Annotated in this window: 2 protein-coding genes; one reads left to right on the forward strand and one right to left on the reverse strand. The window is 46.8% G+C overall.

Translation table 11 applies throughout. The features are described 5' to 3' along the window. Positions 1–85 precede the first annotated feature (85 nt). Positions 86–337 carry a YgjV family protein gene (locus IJ23_RS13035; protein WP_005376619.1) on the reverse strand — a complete coding sequence of 84 codons (252 nt, stop codon included), beginning with the start codon at positions 335–337 and terminating at the stop codon, positions 86–88. An 861-nt stretch (positions 338–1,198) separates the two neighbouring features. On the opposite strand from IJ23_RS13035, the gene IJ23_RS13040 reads away from it, so the two are divergent. After that, positions 1,199–22,390: a retention module-containing protein gene (locus IJ23_RS13040; RefSeq protein WP_033906472.1), complete on the forward strand. Its 21,192-nt coding sequence runs from the start codon at positions 1,199–1,201 to the stop codon at positions 22,388–22,390. Positions 22,391–22,492: the final 102 nt, after the last annotated feature.

The raw sequence follows: 22,492 nt of genomic DNA on the forward strand, positions 1-22,492 counted from the left end.
TCGTTTAGGGATGCTGTGATAGAAATGGAATATTAAAAGCAAAAGCCCGCAATCTTATGATTTGCGGGCTTTTATTGTTTGAATGCTATTGCGCTTTCTCAGGCTCTAGGCTTTTTTTTTCCTGCTGCATTTTTGCTAGGAAGTAGATGTTAACGCAAGCAATAAAACCGTTAGTTAATACTACAGGCCAAGAATCAATCATTAGTCCGTAAGCAGTAAATAGCGCACAACCAATAAAGTTAAGGATACGAAGCTTAACAATATCTTTCATAGTTAGCGAAATAGCGACCATGATTGAAGCTGCATAACCTAAAATCTCAACCATATTCATGTCCATTTTTTGACCCTCTTAAAATCTGCCGAATTTTGTCGGTACCAATTCTTCTCATCTTGAGATTAATGAGGAAGCTCCATGCCTCGAATGGTCTTTTTTTGTTGTATGGACGCACTATATCAATGGAAAAACCGTGATAAAAGCCTCAAATCAAGGTTAAGAGAAGGTTAGCGATTACGCAAACGTTTAGGACTGGAATTACTGATAATTTTACTTATTGTGTTGATTGATAATAACGATGACATTAATAGCTCAAACACCATTGAAAGTAAGGGAATATTTACATATGATTGAAAATGATAATTATTTTCAAGTGCTGTGTTTATGTATTTTATTATTAGCTTGGTCGTGTTTTTTTTGCTGTATATCAGAACAAAACCGAACTCGTGGTGTGCGGGGATTCATATCGTAAGCCACTTTTGTATCGTTGCATTTTGTCCTGCAATTTATGTTGTTCAATATTTAATCGTTACGTTTTTTTCGTCACCGATATTGATTAAGATGTCATCACGCTCCGGTGTATACAACATTCTCATTGCTTTTCTTCCATTATTGATCGCAACCGGCAGTCTGGCGTTTAGCTGAATGATTTCATCTCTCTTCTTTTCTTAAAACAACTACACTTAATTAGAATAAGGTATCAATTTCATATAATTATTCGATATCTACGCGTCAGCACATGTGTCACATTTCTGTGACTACGAGTAAGTTTTACTTATGTTGCTCGGTAGTAGGGTATTTATCGATTGTTTAATGATTCAATACTTAGTTTAATCGCATAAAGGTGTGCAGTATGCCGCACTAAATTAATAAGAAATTATCTAAAAAGGTTAATGGGAAACGTAAGCCATTAGCGGAGGTCAGATGAGTACGCACACGGTACCGCAGAGCGCGATTGTAAATGCTGTCAAAGGTGAAGTTTTGGTTTTGGGCCTGGACGGAAACGTTAAGGTCATAAAATCAGGGGATGAGTTAAGACCTGGCGAGATTATTATCACAGAAAATAATGCCTCTCTCGACGTACAGATAAATAATGAGCTTTATCTGGTCGACGCAAATTGTGTTGCTTGTCTTCCTGTGCCTTCTTCTGAACCGTTAGAACCAGTATTGGTACAATCTCCAGTTAATGGCTTAGTGACTTTTGACCCAACGGCTATTGGAAGTGCTGACTTCGACGCCAACGATATTGCCGCTATCCAGCAAGCTATTTTAGACGGAGCTGACCCTACTGCTATCTTAGAAGCAACAGCTGCTGGCGCAGGTGCTGAAGGCTCGGCTAATGCTGGCTACGTGACGGTTGAATATAATAACCCGGAAGTACTCGCTTCTACTTTTTTTGAAACGTCTGCGACTCGCAGCGGAGAAGATGATCGCGACGAAGATGACGGTTTGAATGTCACGATTTTTGCTGATGGTGGGCAGTCACTGCAATCTAGCGTAACAGAAGGCTCAATTTCTCTATCTAGCTACCCGCAAACCATTTCTTCTAGTGTGCTGGTTGAAGCAGGGGATCTCGCACTTGATACTGCTTCATTTGTACCTGAAACGTCCTCATTAGAGTCTTTGTTAACCGAGTTAAATAGTGACATTACCTCTGGTGGTCAGCCAGTGGCGTTCGTTTACGACGAAGCGCAAAATGCCATTATCGGCACTCAAGGTGGTAACGAAGTGCTTCGTATCGAGATCGAAGCGACATCTTTAGGCCGTGATTTAGAGTTAGAGGTCGTTACCACGATTAGCCAGGGTATTGACCATGTGGCGTCCATCGCTGATGGCCAAGTATCTATCGTCGGTGATCAAGTCAATATCGCTTTTGACATTACAGGCGCAGATATTGGTGGTAATAGCATTCAAGCGCCTATCGATTTTACGACAACCGTTATTGATGGCGATGATCCTGCGCCGCAAAACGTTACTTTTGAAAACGTTGAATCTTCTTCTACACCAATCACTGGCACCTTTGTTGATATTGGTAGTGATCAATTGGCAACAGTCACGTTTAATCAAGAAGGACTTAGTCAGTTCGATGGCCTACTGAGTGATAATCAGGCGACAGAAGCGGTACTCTCTGAAGACGGCAGTACTATCACCTTGTCCATTGCTGGCTCGAATGAAACCGTCTTAACCATCAGTCTGAATACTGATGGTACCTACCAATTTGAGCAATTTAAGCCGTTAGAACAAACAAACGGTGAAGATACGATTGAGCTCTCTTTACCAACCACAATCGTCGACTATGACCAAGATACGGCAAGCAACACCTTTACGATGACCATCCTTGATGGCGATAATCCAGTGATTGAAAACGTGACGGGCTTGTCTTTAGACGAGGCGGGGGTTGACCAAGGTTCACAGGAAGGCGCGGCAGTAACAAGTGGTACTGGGTCGATCACGACAGCGGTCGGAAGTGACATCATTGATCACTATGAGTTGGAACCTACAGAGTTCAATGATGGTGGAGAACTCCAATCTCAAGGGCAGGTTGTTCAACTAGAACTAGCGTCCGAGAGTAACGGCGTACGTACTTACGAAGGCTTCATCGAGCTGGATGGTGTGCGTATTACCGTATTTGATGTGGCGATTGATGCACCTGCATTGGGCGAATACCAATTCAACTTGTATGAACAACTTGACCATACGGGTGCTAACGATGACTCGCTCACTTTCTCACTGCCAGTTTACGCGGTAGATGCGGATGGTGACCGCTCCTCTATTACCGAAGGTTCGAACACACCAGAAGCTGCGCAAATTGTCATTCAAGTTCAAGATGACGTTCCTTCGATTGATGGCGTTGATGCGCTAGCCGTCGATGAAGACGATTTATCAAGCATTGGCTCCGATCAAAGCGACTCTGTGTTCGCGCAAGGTAGCTTCACGACGACTCAGGGCTCAGACCGTGTTGTAAGTTATCAATTAGAGAGCGGCACTGATCCACTCAATGGGTTGGAATCGCAGGGGAGATCTATCTCTCTGACGGAAACAACCAATTCAGATGGCAGCTTTACCTATTCTGCAACGGCAGAAGGGGACGCTATCTTCACCTTACAAGTGAACCCTGACGGTTCTTATTCATTTACCCTTGAAGGTCCAATCGATCATGCTGTTGGTAGCGATAGCTTAACTCTAGACTTTACTATTGTCGCAACGGACTTTGACGGTGACACCAGTTCACTTGTTCTACCGGTTACCATTACTGATGATGTGCCAACCATTAACAACGTTGTTGCTCTTACCGTCGATGAGGATGACTTAAGTTCGGTAGGCTCTGACCAATCACAGCCAACGCTGGTTGAAGGTCAGTTCACGACGACTCAGGGTTCTGATGGCGTCGTACAGTATCAGTTGGATGTAAACGCTGATCCTTTAAATGGCCTGCAATCTCAAGGTCAAACCGTCTCCATCGCCGAAACGCAAAATGCAGACGGCAGCTATACCTACAGCGCAACGGCAAATGGCAGCGCAGTCTTCACATTGATTTTGAATACCGACGGCTCGTACAGTTTTGAGCTGCAAGGTCCAATCGACCATGCGGCAAATACCGACAGCTTAACCCTCGATTTTAGCGTTATTGCTACCGATTTCGATGGTGACACAAGCCAAATCGTACTGCCTGTTACCATCGTGGATGATAAGCCGACCATTACCGATGTCGATGCAATTACCGTTGATGAAGATGACTTAGGTACGATTGGCTCAGATCAGACTGGCCCGATTTCAATCGATGGCAACTTCACCACCACACAAGGCTCGGACCGAGTAGTAAGCTATCAGCTCGATGCTTCTGCAACACCAGTGGCTGGACTCACATCACAAGGCGTGGCAGTCACGCTAACTGAAACCGCAAACGGCGATGGCAGCTTTACCTATCAAGCAACAGCAGGCACCGAGTCGGTCTTTACACTGACAGTGAACACTGATGGCTCTTATAACTTCACGCTTGAAGGGCCAATCGATCATGCTGTTGATAGCGACGAGCTGACACTGAACTTCCCAATCATCGCAACAGACTTTGATGGCGATACCACAAACGCCACGATCCCTGTGACGATCGTGGACGATAAGCCAGTTATTACTGACGTGGATGCCATTACGGTTGATGAAGATGATCTAGCGTCAATCGGTTCAGACCAAAGCAATCCAATTTCTATTGATGGTAACTTCACCACCACACAAGGTTCAGACCGAGTGGTGAGCTACCAACTCGATGGCACATCAACACCAGTTGACGGTTTAACATCGCAAGGTGTAGCGGTAACGCTGACTGAAACGGCAAACGGTGACGGCAGTTTCACTTATGAAGCGATTGCGGGTGGCAACCCTGTATTTACTTTGACTGTGAATACTGATGGCTCTTACAACTTCACACTAGAGGGGCCAATTGATCACGCGGTTGATAGTGATGAGCTGATACTGAACTTCCCAATTATCGCAACCGACTTTGATGGCGATACCGTCACAGAAACCATTCCAGTCACAATTGTTGATGATGTACCGACCATCACAGCAGTGGATGCGTTGAGCGTCGATGAAGATGACCTTGGCGGTGTGGGTTCAGACCCAGGCGGCGATCTGTTCGTTGAAGGCGCGTTTACGACCACTCAAGGCTCTGACCGAGTGGTGAGCTATCAACTGGATTCAACGGCTGATCCTGTTGCGGGGCTGACCTCTCAAGGTGAGGCGATTATCTTGGTGGAAACCGCCAACGGTGATGGCAGCTTTACTTATGTGGCGACCGCAGACGGCAATCCGGTATTCACGTTAAACGTAGCAACAGATGGCACTTACGATTTTACGCTGCAAGGCCCGATTGACCATGTAGCTAACAGTGACAGCCTGACGATTGATTTCCAAATTATTGCCACCGATTTTGATGGTGATACGACTTCGGCAACCATTCCAGTCACGATTACGGATGATGCACCAATCATTGATAATGTCGTGCCTCTGGCTGTAGACGAAGATGATTTATCAGGCATTGGCTCAGACCAAACTGACGCTGTGTTTGTTGAAGGCGCGTTTACGACCACTCAAGGTTCAGACCGAGTGGTGAGCTACCAACTTGATTCAACTTCTGATCCTGTCGCAGGTTTAACTTCTCAAGGTGAGCCTGTTATTTTGGTAGAGACTGCGAATGCCGATGGCAGCTTCACTTACGTGGCAACTGCGGATGGCAATCCGGTCTTCACCATGAATGTGAATGCTGACGGTACATATGACTTCCGTCTGGAAGGGCCAATCGATCACGCGTTAAACAGCGATGAGCTAGTACTGAACTTCCCAATCATTGCAACAGACTTTGATGGCGATACGACGACCGCCACCATTCCAGTCACGATTACTGATGACGTTCCAACCATTAATAACGTTGTTCCACTCACGGTAGACGAAGATGATCTCGCTACAATTGGCTCAGACCAAAACGATGATGCGTTTATGTCGGGCTCTTTCAGCACAACTGAAGGCTCGGACCGCGTTGTTAAATACCAGCTTGATTCAACCGCAGATCCAGTATCTGGGTTGACCTCTCATGGTGAGCCTGTCGTGCTTGCTGAAACTGCTAACGGCGACGGTAGTTTTACTTACACAGCCACGGCAGATGGCAATGCCGTATTTGAATTGATTGTGAAGCCAGATGGCAGCTACAACTTTACACTGCAAGGTCCACTAGACCATGCGGTGAATAGCGACAGTCTGCAAATCGACTTCCCGATTATCGCAACAGACTTTGATGGCGACACCTCATCGGAGACGTTACCTGTCACCATCGTTGATGATAAACCAACCATCACTGACGTAGACGCAATCCGTGTGGATGAAGATGACCTAGCGACGATTGGCTCTGACGGCTCAGATCCAATTTCAATCGATGGCAACTTCACTACAACGCAAGGCTCTGATGGGGTAGTAAGCTACCAATTAGATACTGCTGCAACGCCAGTTGATGGCCTAACATCGCAAGGTGTGGCAGTGACGCTGACGGAAACTGCAAACGGCGACGGTAGCTACACTTATGAAGCGACAGCAGGAACTGAAGCCGTATTTACGCTGACCGTGAATACGGATGGTTCATACAACTTCACGCTTCAGGGGCCAATTGACCATGCGACAGACAGTGATGAGCTGACACTGAACTTCCCAATCATCGCGACGGATTTTGATGGTGATACCACCACAGAAACGATCCCAGTCACCATCGTGGATGATAAGCCGACCATTACCGATGCCGATGCGATTACCGTTGATGAAGATGATTTAGGCACGATTGGCTCAGATCAAACTGACCCGATTTCAATCGATGGCAACTTCACCACCACACAAGGCTCGGACCGAGTGGTGAGCTATCAGCTTGATGCTTCTGCAACACCAGTTGACGGCCTTACATCACAAGGCGTGGCAGTCACGCTAACTGAAACCGCAAACGGTGATGGCAGCTTTACTTACGAGGCGACAGCGGGTACTGAAGCGGTCTTTACGCTGACAGTGAACACTGATGGCTCTTATAACTTCACGCTTGAAGGTCCAATCGACCACGCAGTAGATAGTGATGAGTTGATACTGAACTTCCCAATCATCGCGACCGACTTTGATGGCGACACCACAAATGCCACTATCCCAGTGACGATCGTAGACGATAAGCCAGTTATTACTGACGTGGATTCCATTACGGTTGATGAAGATGATCTAGCGTCAATTGGCTCAGACCAAAGCAACCCGATTTCTATTGATGGTAACTTCACCACCACGCAAGGTTCAGACCGAGTGGTGAGCTACCAACTCGATGGCACATCAACACCAGTTGACGGTTTAACCTCGCAAGGTGTGGCTGTCACGCTAACAGAAACTGCAAATGGTGATGGCAGTTTTACCTACGAAGCAACAGCGGGCTCTGAAGCGGTCTTTACGCTGACAGTGAATACTGATGGCTCTTATAACTTCACGCTAGAAGGGCCAATTGATCACGCGGTTGATAGTGATGAGCTGACACTCAACTTCCCAATTATCGCAACCGACTTCGATGGCGACACCGTTACTGAAACCATTCCAGTCACGATTGTTGATGATGTACCGACCATCACAGCGGTGGATGCGTTGAGTGTCGATGAAGATGACCTTAGCGGCGTGGGCTCAGACCAAACTGACGCTGTGTTCGTTGAAGGCGCGTTTACGACCACACAAGGCTCTGACCGAGTGGTGAGCTATCAACTGGATTCAACCGCTGATCCTGTTGCGGGTCTGACATCTCAAGGTGAGGCGATTACCTTGGTGGAAACCGCGAATGGCGACGGCAGCTTTACCTATGTGGCGACCGCTGACGGTAATCCTGTCTTCACGTTGAATGTCGCAACAGATGGTACGTACGACTTTACGCTGCAAGGCCCGATTGACCATGCAGCTAACAGTGACAGCCTGACGATTGATTTCCCAATTATTGCCACCGATTTTGATGGTGATACGACTTCGGCAACCATTCCAGTCACGATTACGGATGATGCACCAATCATCGATAATGTCGTGCCTCTGGCTGTGGATGAAGATGATTTATCAGGCATTGGTTCAGACCAAAGCGACGCTGTGTTTGTTGAAGGCGCGTTTACGACCACTCAAGGTTCAGACCGAGTGGTGAGCTACCAACTTGATTCAACTTCTGATCCTGTTTCAGGTTTAACTTCTCAAGGTGAGCCTGTTATTTTGGTAGAGACTGCGAATGCCGATGGCAGCTTCACTTACGTGGCAACTGCGGATGGCAATCCTGTCTTCACCATGAATGTGAATGCTGACGGTACATATGACTTCCGTCTAGAAGGTCCGGTTGATCATGCGTTAAACAGCGATGAATTAGTACTGAACTTCCCAATCATTGCAACAGACTTTGATGGCGATACGACGACCGCGACCATTCCCGTCACGATTACTGATGACGTTCCAACCATTGACAACGTTGTTCCACTCACGGTGGACGAAGATGATCTCGCAACAATTGGCTCAGACCAAAACGATGATGCGTTTATGTCGGGGTCTTTCAGCACAACTGAAGGCTCAGACAGCGTTGTTAAATACCAGCTTGATGCAACGTCAGACCCAGTAGCAGGGCTAACCTCTCATGGTGAGCCTGTCGTACTTGCTGAGACAACAAATGGTGATGGCAGCTTTACTTACACAGCCACAGCAGATGGCAATGCCGTATTTGAATTAGTGGTGAAGCCAGACGGCAGCTACACCTTTACACTGCAAGGTCCACTAGACCATGCGGTGAATAGCGACAGTCTACAAATCGACTTCCCGATTATCGCAACAGACTTTGATGGCGACACCTCATCGAAGACGTTACCTGTCACCATCGTTGATGATAAACCAACCATCACTGACTTAGACGCGATCCGCGTGGATGAAGATGACTTAGCGACGATTGGCTCTGACGGCTCAGATCCAATTTCAATCGATGGCAACTTCACTACAACGCAAGGCTCTGATGGGGTAGTAAGATACCAATTAGATACTGCTGCAACTCCAGTTGATGGTCTAACATCACAAGGTGTGGCAGTGACGCTGACTGAAACCGCAAACGGCGACGGTAGCTACACCTATGAAGCAACTGCGGGAACCGATGCTGTCTTCACGCTGACCGTTAATACGGATGGCTCATATAACTTCACGCTCCAAGGTCCAATCGACCATGCGACAGACAGTGATGAGTTAACACTGAACTTCCCAATCATCGCAACGGATTTTGATGGTGATACCACCACAGAAACGATCCCAGTCACCATCGTGGATGATAAACCGACCATTACTGATGTCGATGCGATTACCGTTGATGAAGATGACTTAAGCACGATTGGCTCAGATCAGACTGACCCGATTTCAATCGATGGCAACTTCACCACCACACAAGGCTCTGACCGAGTGGTGAGTTATCAGCTCGATGCTTCTTCAACACCAGTTGATGGCCTTACATCACAAGGCGTGGCAGTCACGCTAACTGAAACCGCAAACGGCGATGGCAGCTTTACCTATCAAGCAACAGCAGGCACCGAGTCGGTCTTTACACTGACAGTGAACACTGATGGCTCTTATAACTTCACGCTTGAAGGCCCAATCGATCATGCTGTTGATAGTGATGAGTTAACGCTCAACTTCCCAATCATCGCGACCGACTTTGATGGTGACACCACAAATGCCACTATCCCGGTCACCATCGTGGACGATAAGCCAGTTATTACTGACGTAGATGCTATTACGGTTGATGAAGATGACCTAGCGTCAATCGGTTCAGACCAAAGCAATCCAATTTCTATTGATGGTAACTTCACCACCACACAAGGCTCAGACCGAGTGGTGAGCTACCAGTTAGATGGCTCATCAACACCAGTTGACGGTTTAACATCGCAAGGTGTGGCGGTCACATTAACTGAAACTGCAAACGGTGATGGCAGCTTTACCTACGAAGCAACCGCGGGCTCTGAAGCGGTCTTTACGCTGACAGTGAATACTGATGGATCTTACAACTTCACGCTTGAAGGGCCAATTGATCACGCGGTTGATAGTGACGAGTTGACACTTAACTTCCCAATTATCGCAACCGACTTTGATGGCGACACCGTTACTGAAACCATTCCAGTCACGATTGTTGATGATGTACCGATCATTACAGCGGTGGATGCGTTGAGTGTTGATGAAGATGACCTTAGCGGTGTGGGCTCAGACCCAGGCGGCGATCTGTTCGTTGAAGGCGCGTTTACGACCACACAAGGCTCTGACCGAGTGGTGAGCTACCAACTGGATTCAACCGCTGATCCTGTTGCGGGGCTGACATCTCAAGGTGAGGCGATTACCTTGGTGGAAACCGCGAATGGTGACGGCAGTTTTACCTATGTGGCCACCGCTGACGGCAATCCTGTCTTCACGTTGAATGTCGCAACAGATGGTACGTACGACTTTACGCTGCAAGGCCCGATTGACCATGCCGCTAACAGCGACAGCCTGACGATTGATTTCCCAATTATTGCCACCGATTTTGATGGTGATACGACCACGGCAACCATTCCAGTCACCATTACGGATGATGCGCCAATCATCGATAATGTTGTGCCTCTGGCTGTAGACGAAGATGATTTATCAGGTATTGGCTCAGACCAAAGTGACGCTGTGTTTGTTGAAGGCGCGTTCACCACTACCCAAGGTTCAGACCGTGTAGTGAGCTACCAACTTGATTCAACGGCTGATCCTGTCGCAGGTTTAACTTCTCACGGTGAGCCTGTTACTTTGGTAGAGAATGCGAATGCTGATGGCAGCTTCACTTACGTGGCTACCGCGGATGGCAATCCGGTCTTCACCATGAATGTTAATGCTGATGGCACATACAATTTCCGTCTGGAAGGGCCAATCGATCACGCGTTAAACAGCGATGAATTGGTTCTGAACTTCCCAATCATTGCAACAGACTTTGATGGCGATACGACAACCGCGACTATTCCAGTCACGATTACTGATGACGTTCCAACCATCGATAACGTTGTCCCACTAACAGTAGACGAAGATGACCTTGCCTCAATTGGCTCAGACCAAAACGATGATGCGTTTATGTCGGGCTCTTTCACCACAACTGAAGGCTCGGACAGTGTTGTTAAATACCAGCTTGATGCAACAGCAGATCCAGTAGCAGGGTTGACCTCTCATGGTGAGCCTGTCGTGCTTACTGAGACAACAAATGGTGATGGCAGCTTTACTTACACTGCCACAGCAGATGGCAATGCCGTATTTGAATTGGTTGTGAAGCCAGATGGCAGCTACACCTTTACTCTGCAAGGTCCACTAGACCATGCGGTGAATAGTGACAGTCTACAAATCGACTTCCCGATTATCGCAACAGATTTTGATGGCGACACGTCGACGGAAACACTACCTGTCACCATCGTTGATGATAAACCAACCATCACTGATGTAGACGCAATCCGTGTGGATGAAGATGACCTAGCGACGATTGGCTCTGATGGCTCAGATCCAATTTCAATCGATGGCAACTTCACTACAACGCAAGGCTCTGATGGGGTAGTGAGCTACCAATTAGATACTGCTGCAACACCAGTTGATGGTCTGACATCACAAGGTGTGGCCGTCACGCTGACGGAAACTGCAAACGGCGACGGTAGCTACACTTATGAAGCGACAGCAGGAACTGAAGCAGTATTTACGCTGACCGTTAATACGGATGGTTCATACAACTTCACGCTGCAAGGTCCAATCGACCATGCGACGGGTAGTGATGAGCTGACACTGAACTTCCCAATCATCGCGACGGACTTTGATGGTGATACCACCACAGAAACGATCCCAGTCACCATCGTGGATGATAAGCCAACCATTACCGATGTCGATGCAATTACCGTTGACGAAGATGACTTAGGCACGATTGGTTCGGATCAGACTGGCCCGATTTCAATCGATGGCAACTTCACCACCACACAAGGCTCGGACCGAGTAGTGAGCTATCAGCTTGATGCTTCAGCAACACCAGTGGCTGGACTCACATCACAAGGCGTGGCAGTCACATTGGCTGAAACCGCAAATGGCGACGGCAGCTTTACCTATCAAGCAACAGCAGGCACCGAGTCGGTCTTTACACTGACAGTGAACACTGATGGCTCTTATGACTTCACGCTTGAAGGCCCAATCGATCATGCTGTTGATAGTGATGAGTTAACGCTCAACTTCCCAATCATCGCAACAGACTTTGATGGCGATACCTCTGCTGAGACAATTCCTGTCAAGATCGTTGATGACAAACCGACACTTGGTGGCATCGAAGCAACAAGTGTGCAAACGGTTGATGAGGACGATATCCCAACAATCGGATCTGATGGTACACAGTCGAACAGCATTGCCGGTAACTTCATCGCGACTGATGGTTCTGATGGCATTGTCGAGTACAGCGTTTCTGACCTAACGACGCCAGTACAAGGCCTGACCTCTGGTGGTCAATCTCTGGTTATGGTTGAAGTATCAAACGCAGGTGGCGTTTCAGTTTACGAAGCTCGTATTGATGGCACGACGACACCAGTATTCCGTGTGACTCTCGATGCTTCTGATGATAGCTACACTTTCGATTTGCTTGCTCCTCTCGATCATCCAAATGCTGATGGCCAAAATGAACTGGTCATCAATTTACCGATAAACGCGACTGACTTTGATGGAGACGTGTCGAACAACATCACCTTACCAATTACGGTTGTGGATGATGTTCCGACCATTGACGGTTTACTAGCAGGCAGCGAACAAACCGTTGATGAAGATGACCTACCAGCAGGTACGGATGCTGCAAGTGCAGAAGATACTGTTATTTCAGGTACTTTTGATATCACCGAAGGTGCTGACCAAGTTGCTTCTATTCAGCTGAGTGACCTGACCACGCCTGTTGCGTCACTGACTTCAGATGGTGAAGCTATCACCTTAGTTCTGTCTTCTAGCGCAAACGGCGTGAACGTATACCAAGGTGTCGCAGGCAATCCTGCTGAAGTGGTGTTCGAACTGACGTTGGATGCAACGAACAACACCTACGAGTTCGATTTACAGAAGCCGCTTGATCATCCCGATGGTAATCAGCAAAACGAGATTGTTATTAACCTCCCTGTGACGGCGACAGATAATGATGGTGATACTTCACCAGCCTTCACATTGCCAATTACCGTTGTGGACGATGTTCCAGTTGTTACCAATATTGAAAGTCTACGTGTCGACGAAGATGACTTACCTCTTGGTTCTGATGGAACGAAAGAGCCATTAACGGTATCAGGTGAGTTCGAAGTCACTAGCGCAGATGGTATTGATGCTTTCGAATTGGATCTAAGCTCAAATCCTATCCCGAATCTGAAATCGGGTGGAGAAGAGGTAACACTTTCTCAAGACGTTGGCGCTTCAACTGCTGACGCGCTTGTTTACGTGGGACAAACACCGGGTGGAGTGACGGTCTTCACGTTGACACTTCATCAAGATGGTAAATACGACTTTGAGTTATCTGGTCAGTTAGATCACGCGGTTAACTCTGATGAGATTTTGTTGAATCTACCTGTGAAGATCACGGATGGCGACAACGATACCATCACTGCGACCTTGCCAGTGACGATCGTAGATGACAAACCAACCATTGATGCTATTAGCTCTGGTAGTACCTTGTCTGTGGATGAGGATGATATTCCAAGCCAAGGTTCGGACGACACGCCAGAATCCAATATCATTGGTGGCAACTTTGACGTTACTGATGGTGCCGACTCTATCGTTAGCTTCCAGTTGGATAGTTTAACATCGCCTGTTTCTGGCCTTACCTCAGGTGGTCAACCGCTTGAGTTGGTTGAGTTTTCAAATTCAAACGGTGTGATTGAGTACCGAGCTTATGTACAAGGTACGACGGACACCGTCTTTAAACTGACGCTAAATGGTTCAGCAGACAGTTATGAATTTGAACTGTTGGGTGCACTTGATCATCCTGCGGGTAACGATGAAAACTCGTTGGTCATTAACTTCCCAGTCAACGCGACTGATTTTGATGGCGATGTGTCCAATAACATCACCTTGCCGATCACCGTGGTGGACGATGTCCCAGCTATTGTGAAAGTGACAGACTCTAGCCAACAAACCGTTGATGAAGATGATCTTTCCGGTGGCTCTGACACGACAAGTAGTGATTCAACGGTATTGAACGGCGGATTTGAGGTCGTTGCTGGTGCAGACAAGATTGTCAGCTACCAAGTTTCAGACCTCGATGCAGTCGTGTCTGGTTTAACGTCGAACGGCAGCAGCATCGAGTTGAATCTAGTAAGCACGAATGGTGGAGTAACCAGTTACGAAGCGGTTATTACTGGCACATCAACTAAGATCTTCACGCTGTCTCTTGATGCGAATAATGACAGCTACCAATTTGAGCTGTTGGGACCAATCGACCATGACGCTGTTCAAGGTGAAAACAACCTTGTCATTGATATTCCAATTACAGTAACAGACTTTGATGGTGACACGTCATCATCACTGAATCTTCCAATTACCGTAGTTGATGACATTCCCGAAATTAAATCAGCAGATGCTTTGGCTGTTGATGAGGATGACCTTGCCAACGGCTCTCAGGCAACCAACAAAGACAGCCTAGAAGCAACGGGCAATTTCGATACGGTGGAAGGGGCAGATACCGTTGTCTCTTATCAGCTGGATCTTACTTCTAACCCGATACCAGGAGTAACTTCAGGTGGTTTTGCGGTGACGTTAGTTCAAACCGCGGTAAGCAACAACAACTTTACTTATCAAGGTCAAACACCTGATGGTAACTCAGTGTTCACACTAGTTTTGAACGCTGACGGCTCTTACAAGTTTACGCTTGAGGGTGCGCTAGATCACTCAACTCAAGGCGAAGATACACTCATACTTGATCTCCCAGTCTTTGCGACCGATGTCGATGGTGATACGGCAGGTATTAACTTACCAGTGACGATTACCGATGATGTTCCAACCTTGCACGATGCATCTATTTCGCGTGTTGAGGGGCAAGGCAGCCGCACGGTTCGTTTATTCCGAGACCCTGTAGAGGGGGATGATGACCTTGGTGCTGACGGCGCACAAGTGACTTCATTCTCGGCTGATGATTCAGGCATTTACTTTAAGCAAAATGGTGTTGATTCTGATTCTGTCGATTTGAACGGCAGCGACCAAGTCGTATTTGTTCACAAGGTTCTTGACGGAGTGGATACTGAAATCGGTCGTTTGGTTGTTCGAACCGATGGCAGTGTGTCATTCCGTCCGAATGACGACCTTGACCATACCGAAACCGACTCGATTGATTTCACCATCAACGTTGTTGCAACCGATGGTGATGGCGATATCGCAGATGCCGATGTGGATATCTCGATAAGAGACCGCAATGCGCAAATTGACACGTCTACCGTTACTGCGTTCGAAGACCAAGGGCGTGATGGTGTCGTTGTGGGCGTTGACTCTGCAAATACTCAGGACAACTTGTCGACGCTGGATGTTAGCCCTGCGAAAGTCGACTTGGTTATCAATTTACACGATATCGACCGTAACGAGAGCTTAGGTGACATCACTATTCGAGATGCTGATACTCACAACGGTACGTTCTACTACAGAGACGGCAGTGGCAACTACATTGAATTAACATCTGTGGGCAATACGGTTGTTCTCGACGCATCAAATGTTGAGCAGTCATTCAATGGTGAGCTTGTCTCGTTAGATAACTTGTACTTCGTACCAGATCGTCATACATCAACCGATGCTTCTGGTATCGATCCTCGTATCCGCGTGGAAATTCTTAACAATGGTACGCCAGATCATACGATTAATGGTCGTTTATACATTGAAGTTGCTGCCGTAGCAGATATTGCAACGTGGACGGCAAGCAGCGAATTTAACTACTCGGTTGATGAAGATGGAAACAATGTCGCACTTAACATCACGGCTGAAACCCAAGACACTAGTAACCCAGAAGGCATTGTGTACGAGCTTGTCTTTACACAAGGAGAAGGTAACGCAGAGTTAGTCTATTCAGATGGTAGTGCGATACCAAAATCCGGTGGTGTTTATCTGGTGGATGCAAGCCGAATTGATGAAGTTCAAGTTGATCCGATAGATAACTTCTCGGGCGAAATCAGAATTGATGTCACCGCTATTACGACGGAAAACAACAATCCACTGCTTGGGAAAGATACCGCTCGCTCAGAAACCGAAACCATCATTATTGATGTAAACCCAGTTGCGGATAAAGGTAGTTTTACTGTAAACCGAATTAATGTGTTTGAGGATAATGCTCGAACTCAAAATACGGTAGACCCTGTCACTGATCACGATCCACTCCAATTAAGTGAAGTGATCACCATGAAACCATCAGCGGACTTAGATGGTTCTGAAGCGTTATTTGTGCGCATTTCTAACTTCTCAATTGATGGGGTTACTTTGGTGTGGCTGGACTCAGCAAACCCAAGTCAGATAGTAGAAGTGACCGATTCAGGCGGCAATGTACTTTATTACGAAGTGCCAGAGTCTGAATTAGCGAACGTCGAAGTTCTTCCTCCGTTGCACAGCAATGATGACTTTACTTTCAATGTCGAAGGCATTGTGAAAGACACAGCATCATTGTCTACCGGTACGACAGAAGATGTGTTGTCACTGGGCAGTAAGACCGTCATCGTTGGTGTAAAAGGTGTTGCTGACATACCAGACACGGTATTAATTGACGCGGGGAACGTTTGGAACCGATTCGTAGACGGAGATGTGGCCGGAATAGAGACGACTATTGAAGAGAATGGTGTTGTAAACCTCAACTTCTCGGTTGTATCTGGTGAAGTTGCCGATAGACCACAGGATGATTCAGAAGCCATTACTGTTATCCTGTCCAACATCCCCGACGGTGTTCGTGTCGTAGATTCAGACGGTTCAAGCGTTGACCTCACCTTTGTTGGCTATGATGGTAACGGTCAACCGATTTACGAAGCAAACATCACTGGGCTGAATTTTAATTCCGGTATTCAAATTATTCCAGAAGCCTCTTCAACCGAAAACATTGCGATTACAGGGACGATCATTGTTACCGAGAATGATGGTCATAGTCGTGTGATTGAAAGAGAGGTAAGGATCAAGGTCGAACCCGTTATTGATGCTCAAGATAACTACGTTGTTCGATCGGAGGGAGATGAAGATACGCGCTTTGACATCGATTGGAAACCGACGCTCGTACAAAGCCCTGATACCGATGAATTCTTTAGTGATGTAACCATCTCTGGATTTCCTCCAGGCAGCACGGTCTATGTAGATGGTGTGGCACAAGCGCTTGTTTCTGGAACACTAACGCTTTCACCGCAAGCCGGTGAATCAGAGCAAGATTTTTCCGCTAAAATCTCTCAAAGTGGCTATGTTCAAGTCCAGTTGGAGCAGGATTCAAGTACTGACTTTGACTTGACCACGACCGTCACTGTGAAAGAGATTGACCATGAATATGTTGACGCTTCGAATCCCGGTGAAGGTATCGCTGAGAAAACCATCAATGGTACGGTGAATGTCCAAGTTAATCCAATCGTTGAGCCAGAGGATAATACGGGGGCAATAGATGACCAAACCCGTCTGCTTGTCACTGAAAGTGGTGGTGGTGCTACCGATATCGTGAAGTCAGATGATCAAGGTAACATTGACTTTACGATCAACACTTCTATGGGGGGCGAATCTGGCGCTCATATCATTAAATACCAAGAGTTTGATGCGTCTTCAGATGAAGTGGTGACTCAACTTGTTGTTCAATTTCACAATGTGGACCCTGAGATCCTCAACCAATTGGTTATCGTCGGTGCACTAAATGAAGGTGGAGGTCGTTGGACAGTAACTAATGAAGACAACTTCTCAATTAAAGCGCCGTCTGGACTTGATTTAACACCAAACGATGACAGTGACGATGGCGATAACGGTGGTCTCTCTCAAATTGGCTTAACCATTTACGCAGAAGTGAATGATTTGGGCGAAGATTTGGGCAACGAAAAAGATGCGACGGTCGTGCGTCAAACGGATGTGACACTAGAGTTTCCAACCGTCCTCACACCGAAAATGAGTGTAGCGGCAGAGATTCAGGTGGCTGATGATGTCCAAATTCAAGCGTTGGAAGACAATTCTATTAACCTTGGTGCTCAGTTGACGTCGAAAGTCGATGCGATTAATGCAGATGGTGTTGAAGATGTCTTAACTATTATCGTCGACCCGACAGCTCCTGGCATTCCTCCTGGTTTGGTGATCACGGGGACGGATGTTGATTTTGTCAATGGTAAATACGTGTTCCAAGCCCATATCGATGCGAGTGGAAATATTACTGGCCTTGATGGCTTGACGATGCACTTGGCAGAAGATTACGCAGGTGATTTCGAATTACCAATTCGGTTTGTCACTAAAGACACTGAGTCCGGTGATGAAAAAGAAAATAATGTCCAGTTTCCAGTTCAGGTTTTACCGGTTGCAGACGTTCCGAGTTCAGCCGGGGATCAGCCGTTGGATAGCGATGTCACACCGAATGTAAAAGTAGATATCGTTGGTACTTTCGGCTTGGATGCAAACAAACAACCTGTAACTGATCTAAATAACGACGTTCCCACGGCGGATGGTGTTGGTTACGAAGATGGCTTAATCCAACTTAACTTGAGTGTTGATTTTGCCGATCAATTTAACAACACTCAAGGTGGTCGAGAAACACTAACGAACATCAAGTTAGAGCTTGATGACACAACATTAGGTGAGTTTGTTGATGCCAATGGTAACAGCTTAGGAACCAGTATTGAGTTTAATGAAGCTGAGATTTTAGCTGGTGCGCTTGACAATGTTCTGTTTAAGCCAAAAGAAAATTACCCCGTAGGTGGTGGCCAAAATACCGTCAAGATTAATATCGAGGGAGAAATTACTGATGAAGCTGTGTTTGATCAGTCTATCTTGAATAACTCTGGCGATAATATAGATGTGAGAACCTTCACTGACGATGTCACATTTGAAGTTACGCCAGTCGTTGATGACATTACCATTACAGGTGCCGATCCGACGCAGCCAATCACGGTGATTGGTGACGAAGATACTTTAATTTCGCTGAATCAATCGGGCTCTGGTGTTTCGATCAGCCTGAACGATAATGACGGTTCTGAGAGTTTCGTTTCACTCAAGTTAACGGGGCTTCCTGATGACTTTATCGTTAAATCCAATTCCTCTGATTATGTTGTTAAGAACAACGGTGGGGGCGAATGGAGTATTCAACTAAAAGATCTCACTCAGACGTCCATTGACCTGAGTGACATCCAAATTAAACCGCCAAAACACTTTAGTGGCGAGGCTGAGATAGGTATTACGGTCTTCATTCAAGAGGAGTTGCTACAAGTTCCAACGGAACGAAACAACAACTTTACGCTTATTGTCAATCCTATTGGTGATGATGTTGATGTGAATCCCGATACTTCGGCTGCAGGTAATGAGGGCGAAGACATTGTTATTAATGTAAATGCGTTAGTGGTTGATAACAAAGAGTCCATCGGAGATGGTGCAAACTACCAGGAAAATGATCCAGAGACGCTGAGAGTTGAGGTCTCCAATGTCCCTGATGGGGCGAGTGTTTCATTACCTGATGGGACAGTGTTTACTGACCAAGGCGGCGGCATTTTTGTCTTAGAAATCAATGCTCAAGACTTGGATCAAGTGGTGTTTAATTCTGGGGATCGCAACGATAACTCATGGGATGGTTCGCTGCATTTCAAAGTGCAAGCCGTTGATACTGGGCTCGATGGCAGTCAAAGCTTGGGCTCCGCAGAGGAGTTTGATGTCACTGTTGATGTTGAAGCAGTGAACGATCGTCCAGAGTTCGTCAATACCGTGGATGTGGAAACACCAGAAGATACGCCAATGCTGCTTGATGGTTTCAGCATTACCGATATTGATGCCGTACTCGATGATCCGAATGCTGAATATGTACTCAATGTGAACGTCGACAGCGGTATCTTGGAGCTTAATCCAACGCTCATCGCTACTTACAACCTAACCGTGAGCGGTGATGGTACGGACTCCGTTGAACTGAAAGGTACAGTGGCCGATCTAAACAATGCCATTGCAGACGGTCTGATTGAGTTTAATCCAGACCTGAACTTCTTTGGTGACGTTCAGGTGGACGTGACAGTCGATGACCAAGGTAATGAAGGTATCGTAATTGGTGGGGTAGATGACACCCTAAATACCAACAGCAGCAGCTTCAATATTGAAGTGACAGCGGTGAATGATACCCCAGAAACTACGCCAGTGACGCTACCGGATATTGAAGAAGATAGTGGTGTGTTCTCCATCTCTGAAGCGGATCTTATTGCGAATGCGACAGACGTAGAGAACGATAACCTCACGGTCAGCAATGTTCAGTTAACGGATCCGAATTCGGGTAGCATTACTTTCAACAGTGGTACGGGAGAGTGGGAATTTACCCCAGCACCAGATTACAACGGTCCAGTTGAAATCACGTACACCATTACAGATGATGGCACGACAAGTGGTGCATCCGATCCCAAATCGGTTAACGGCAACGCATCGTTCAACGTAACGGAAGTCAATGATGCTCCAACGACGTCTGAAGTGGTACTTTCTGATATCGCAGAAGACAGTACGGCGGTTGAAATTACCCAAGCTGATTTGTTAGCGAATGCTTCTGACATTGAAAACGACACCTTGATGGTGAGTAATGTCCAGTTGGTTGACCCAAGCAGCGGCACATTGGATTTCGACAACGTAACAGGTACATGGTCATTTACTCCTGCGCCTGGCTACAACGGCAAGGTCGATCTGACCTACGACATTACCGACAACGGTACAACGAACGGTGTTTCTGATCCTCAAACGGTGTCAGGAACGGCGACCTTCGAAGTCACTGAGGTGAACGATGCACCGGTAACATCAGAGGTAACGTTGAGTAGTACCGAAGAAGATGGTGGTTCGGTAACTATTACGACTACTGAGTTGCTGAGCAACGCAAGTGATCCTGAGTCAGACAACTTGACCGTCGATAATGTTGCGTTAGTGGACCCAGCTTCCGGCACGCTGACTCAAGTGAGTGCGACAGAGTGGACGTTTGAACCCGCAGCAGATTTCTTTGGTGACGTTAATTTCACTTATGAAATCACAGATGACGGAACCACTAACGGCGCTCCAGACCCAATTACAATCGCGGGCACAGCAGTGTTGAATGTTGAAGCGACCAATGACGCACCTGAAATCACTGCAGCATCGGTAACGGATACGATCAACGAAGCCGATGGCCAGAAAATAACGGGTATTAGTGTAAGTGACATCGACTTCACTGGTGCGCAGGCGAATGAAATCATGACGGTGACTCTTACAGTTACCGAGGGCGACCTTCGTGTCGAGCCGCCAGCAGGTAGTGGTGTGACTGTTGGGGCGGGGATGGCTGGTGAAATAACCCTAATGGGCACACCAGATAATATTAACTCCGTTCTTGGAGCAACAGACGCTTCTGAGGGTGTATTTGTGGATGCAGGAGATGTCAACGCAGCTTCAATCACTTTATCGGTGAAAGTCGAAGACAACGGCGTGTACTTCGAAAATGCGGGTACCGCATTGGAAGCGAATCAAGATTTCACTATCAATGTGACACCTGTAGCTGATGCACCTACATTGAGTATAAATCCTCAGTTTAATTACATTCGTCAAATTGCGGCTAGCCAAACCGCGAGCAGTCAAGGTTTAGCGATTGTCGGAATCATGGCGGCGCTTACTGATATTGACGAGGTGCTGTCTTTGGAGCTAACGGGCGTACCAGCTAGTGCTGAGGTAACAAGTGGCGTTTCTCCATCAGGCATTAGCTTCGATGGTACCACTTGGACAGTACCAAGCGATGAAATTGATACGCTAGAAATTGTCGCAACAGATACTAACAGTGGTATTGATGTCGGTTCTTACGATATTTCGCTTACGGCGATATCAACGGAATCTAATGGCGATGAAGCGCAGTCTTCACCTGTCCAAATTAGTTTGGATGTGAGTAGTGATAGCGACGATATTGACCAGTCAACCGCAGTGGACGACAGCTATTTAGTCGGCGGAGACACAGGTATCAACTTGATTGGTGGAGACGGTGACGACGTTATTCTGGGTGGTGATGGTGATGACGTGCTTATCGGTGGCTTAGGTTCAGATATCTTAACGGGTGGAGACGGCAGCGATATCTTCAAGTGGACGGTAGATTCCGTTGATGAAGGGGCAGTGGATACCATTACTGACTTCACTGTTAACGAAGACAGTATCGATTTACGTGAAGTTATCTCTGATCTCAATAACTCAATGATCGACATGGATGATCTGCTTGGTCACATTTCAGCAGACTACGATGCATCGACGGAAAGTGTTTCTCTGAACATTACGACGGATGCAAATGTTCAGCAGACTATTGTCGTGGAAAACTTAGGTACTTCAATCGACTTCAACGGTCTCAGCTCCAACGAGATTGTAGAGTCATTGCTGAACAACGGTGTTATTGATAACGGATAAACCTGTATACAACACAAAAATGGGCGGCTCTGATAAGCCGCCCATTTTTTTCGGGAAAGCTTGATTTTAAACAGGAGATATTTGAATCGAAATAGAAAGAAA

The organism is Vibrio sp. OY15, assembly GCF_000742455.1.
In the GTDB taxonomy this organism is placed as follows: Bacteria; Pseudomonadota; Gammaproteobacteria; order Enterobacterales; family Vibrionaceae; genus Vibrio; species Vibrio alginolyticus.

Bases quoted from the DNA above. Each gene is read 5' to 3' on its own strand.
- IJ23_RS13040 (WP_033906472.1), top strand. From the start codon at position 1,199: ATGAGTACGCACACGGTACCGCAGAGCGCGATTGTAAATGCTGTCAAA.
- IJ23_RS13035 (WP_005376619.1), bottom strand. From the start codon at position 337: ATGGACATGAATATGGTTGAGATTTTAGGTTATGCAGCTTCAATCATG.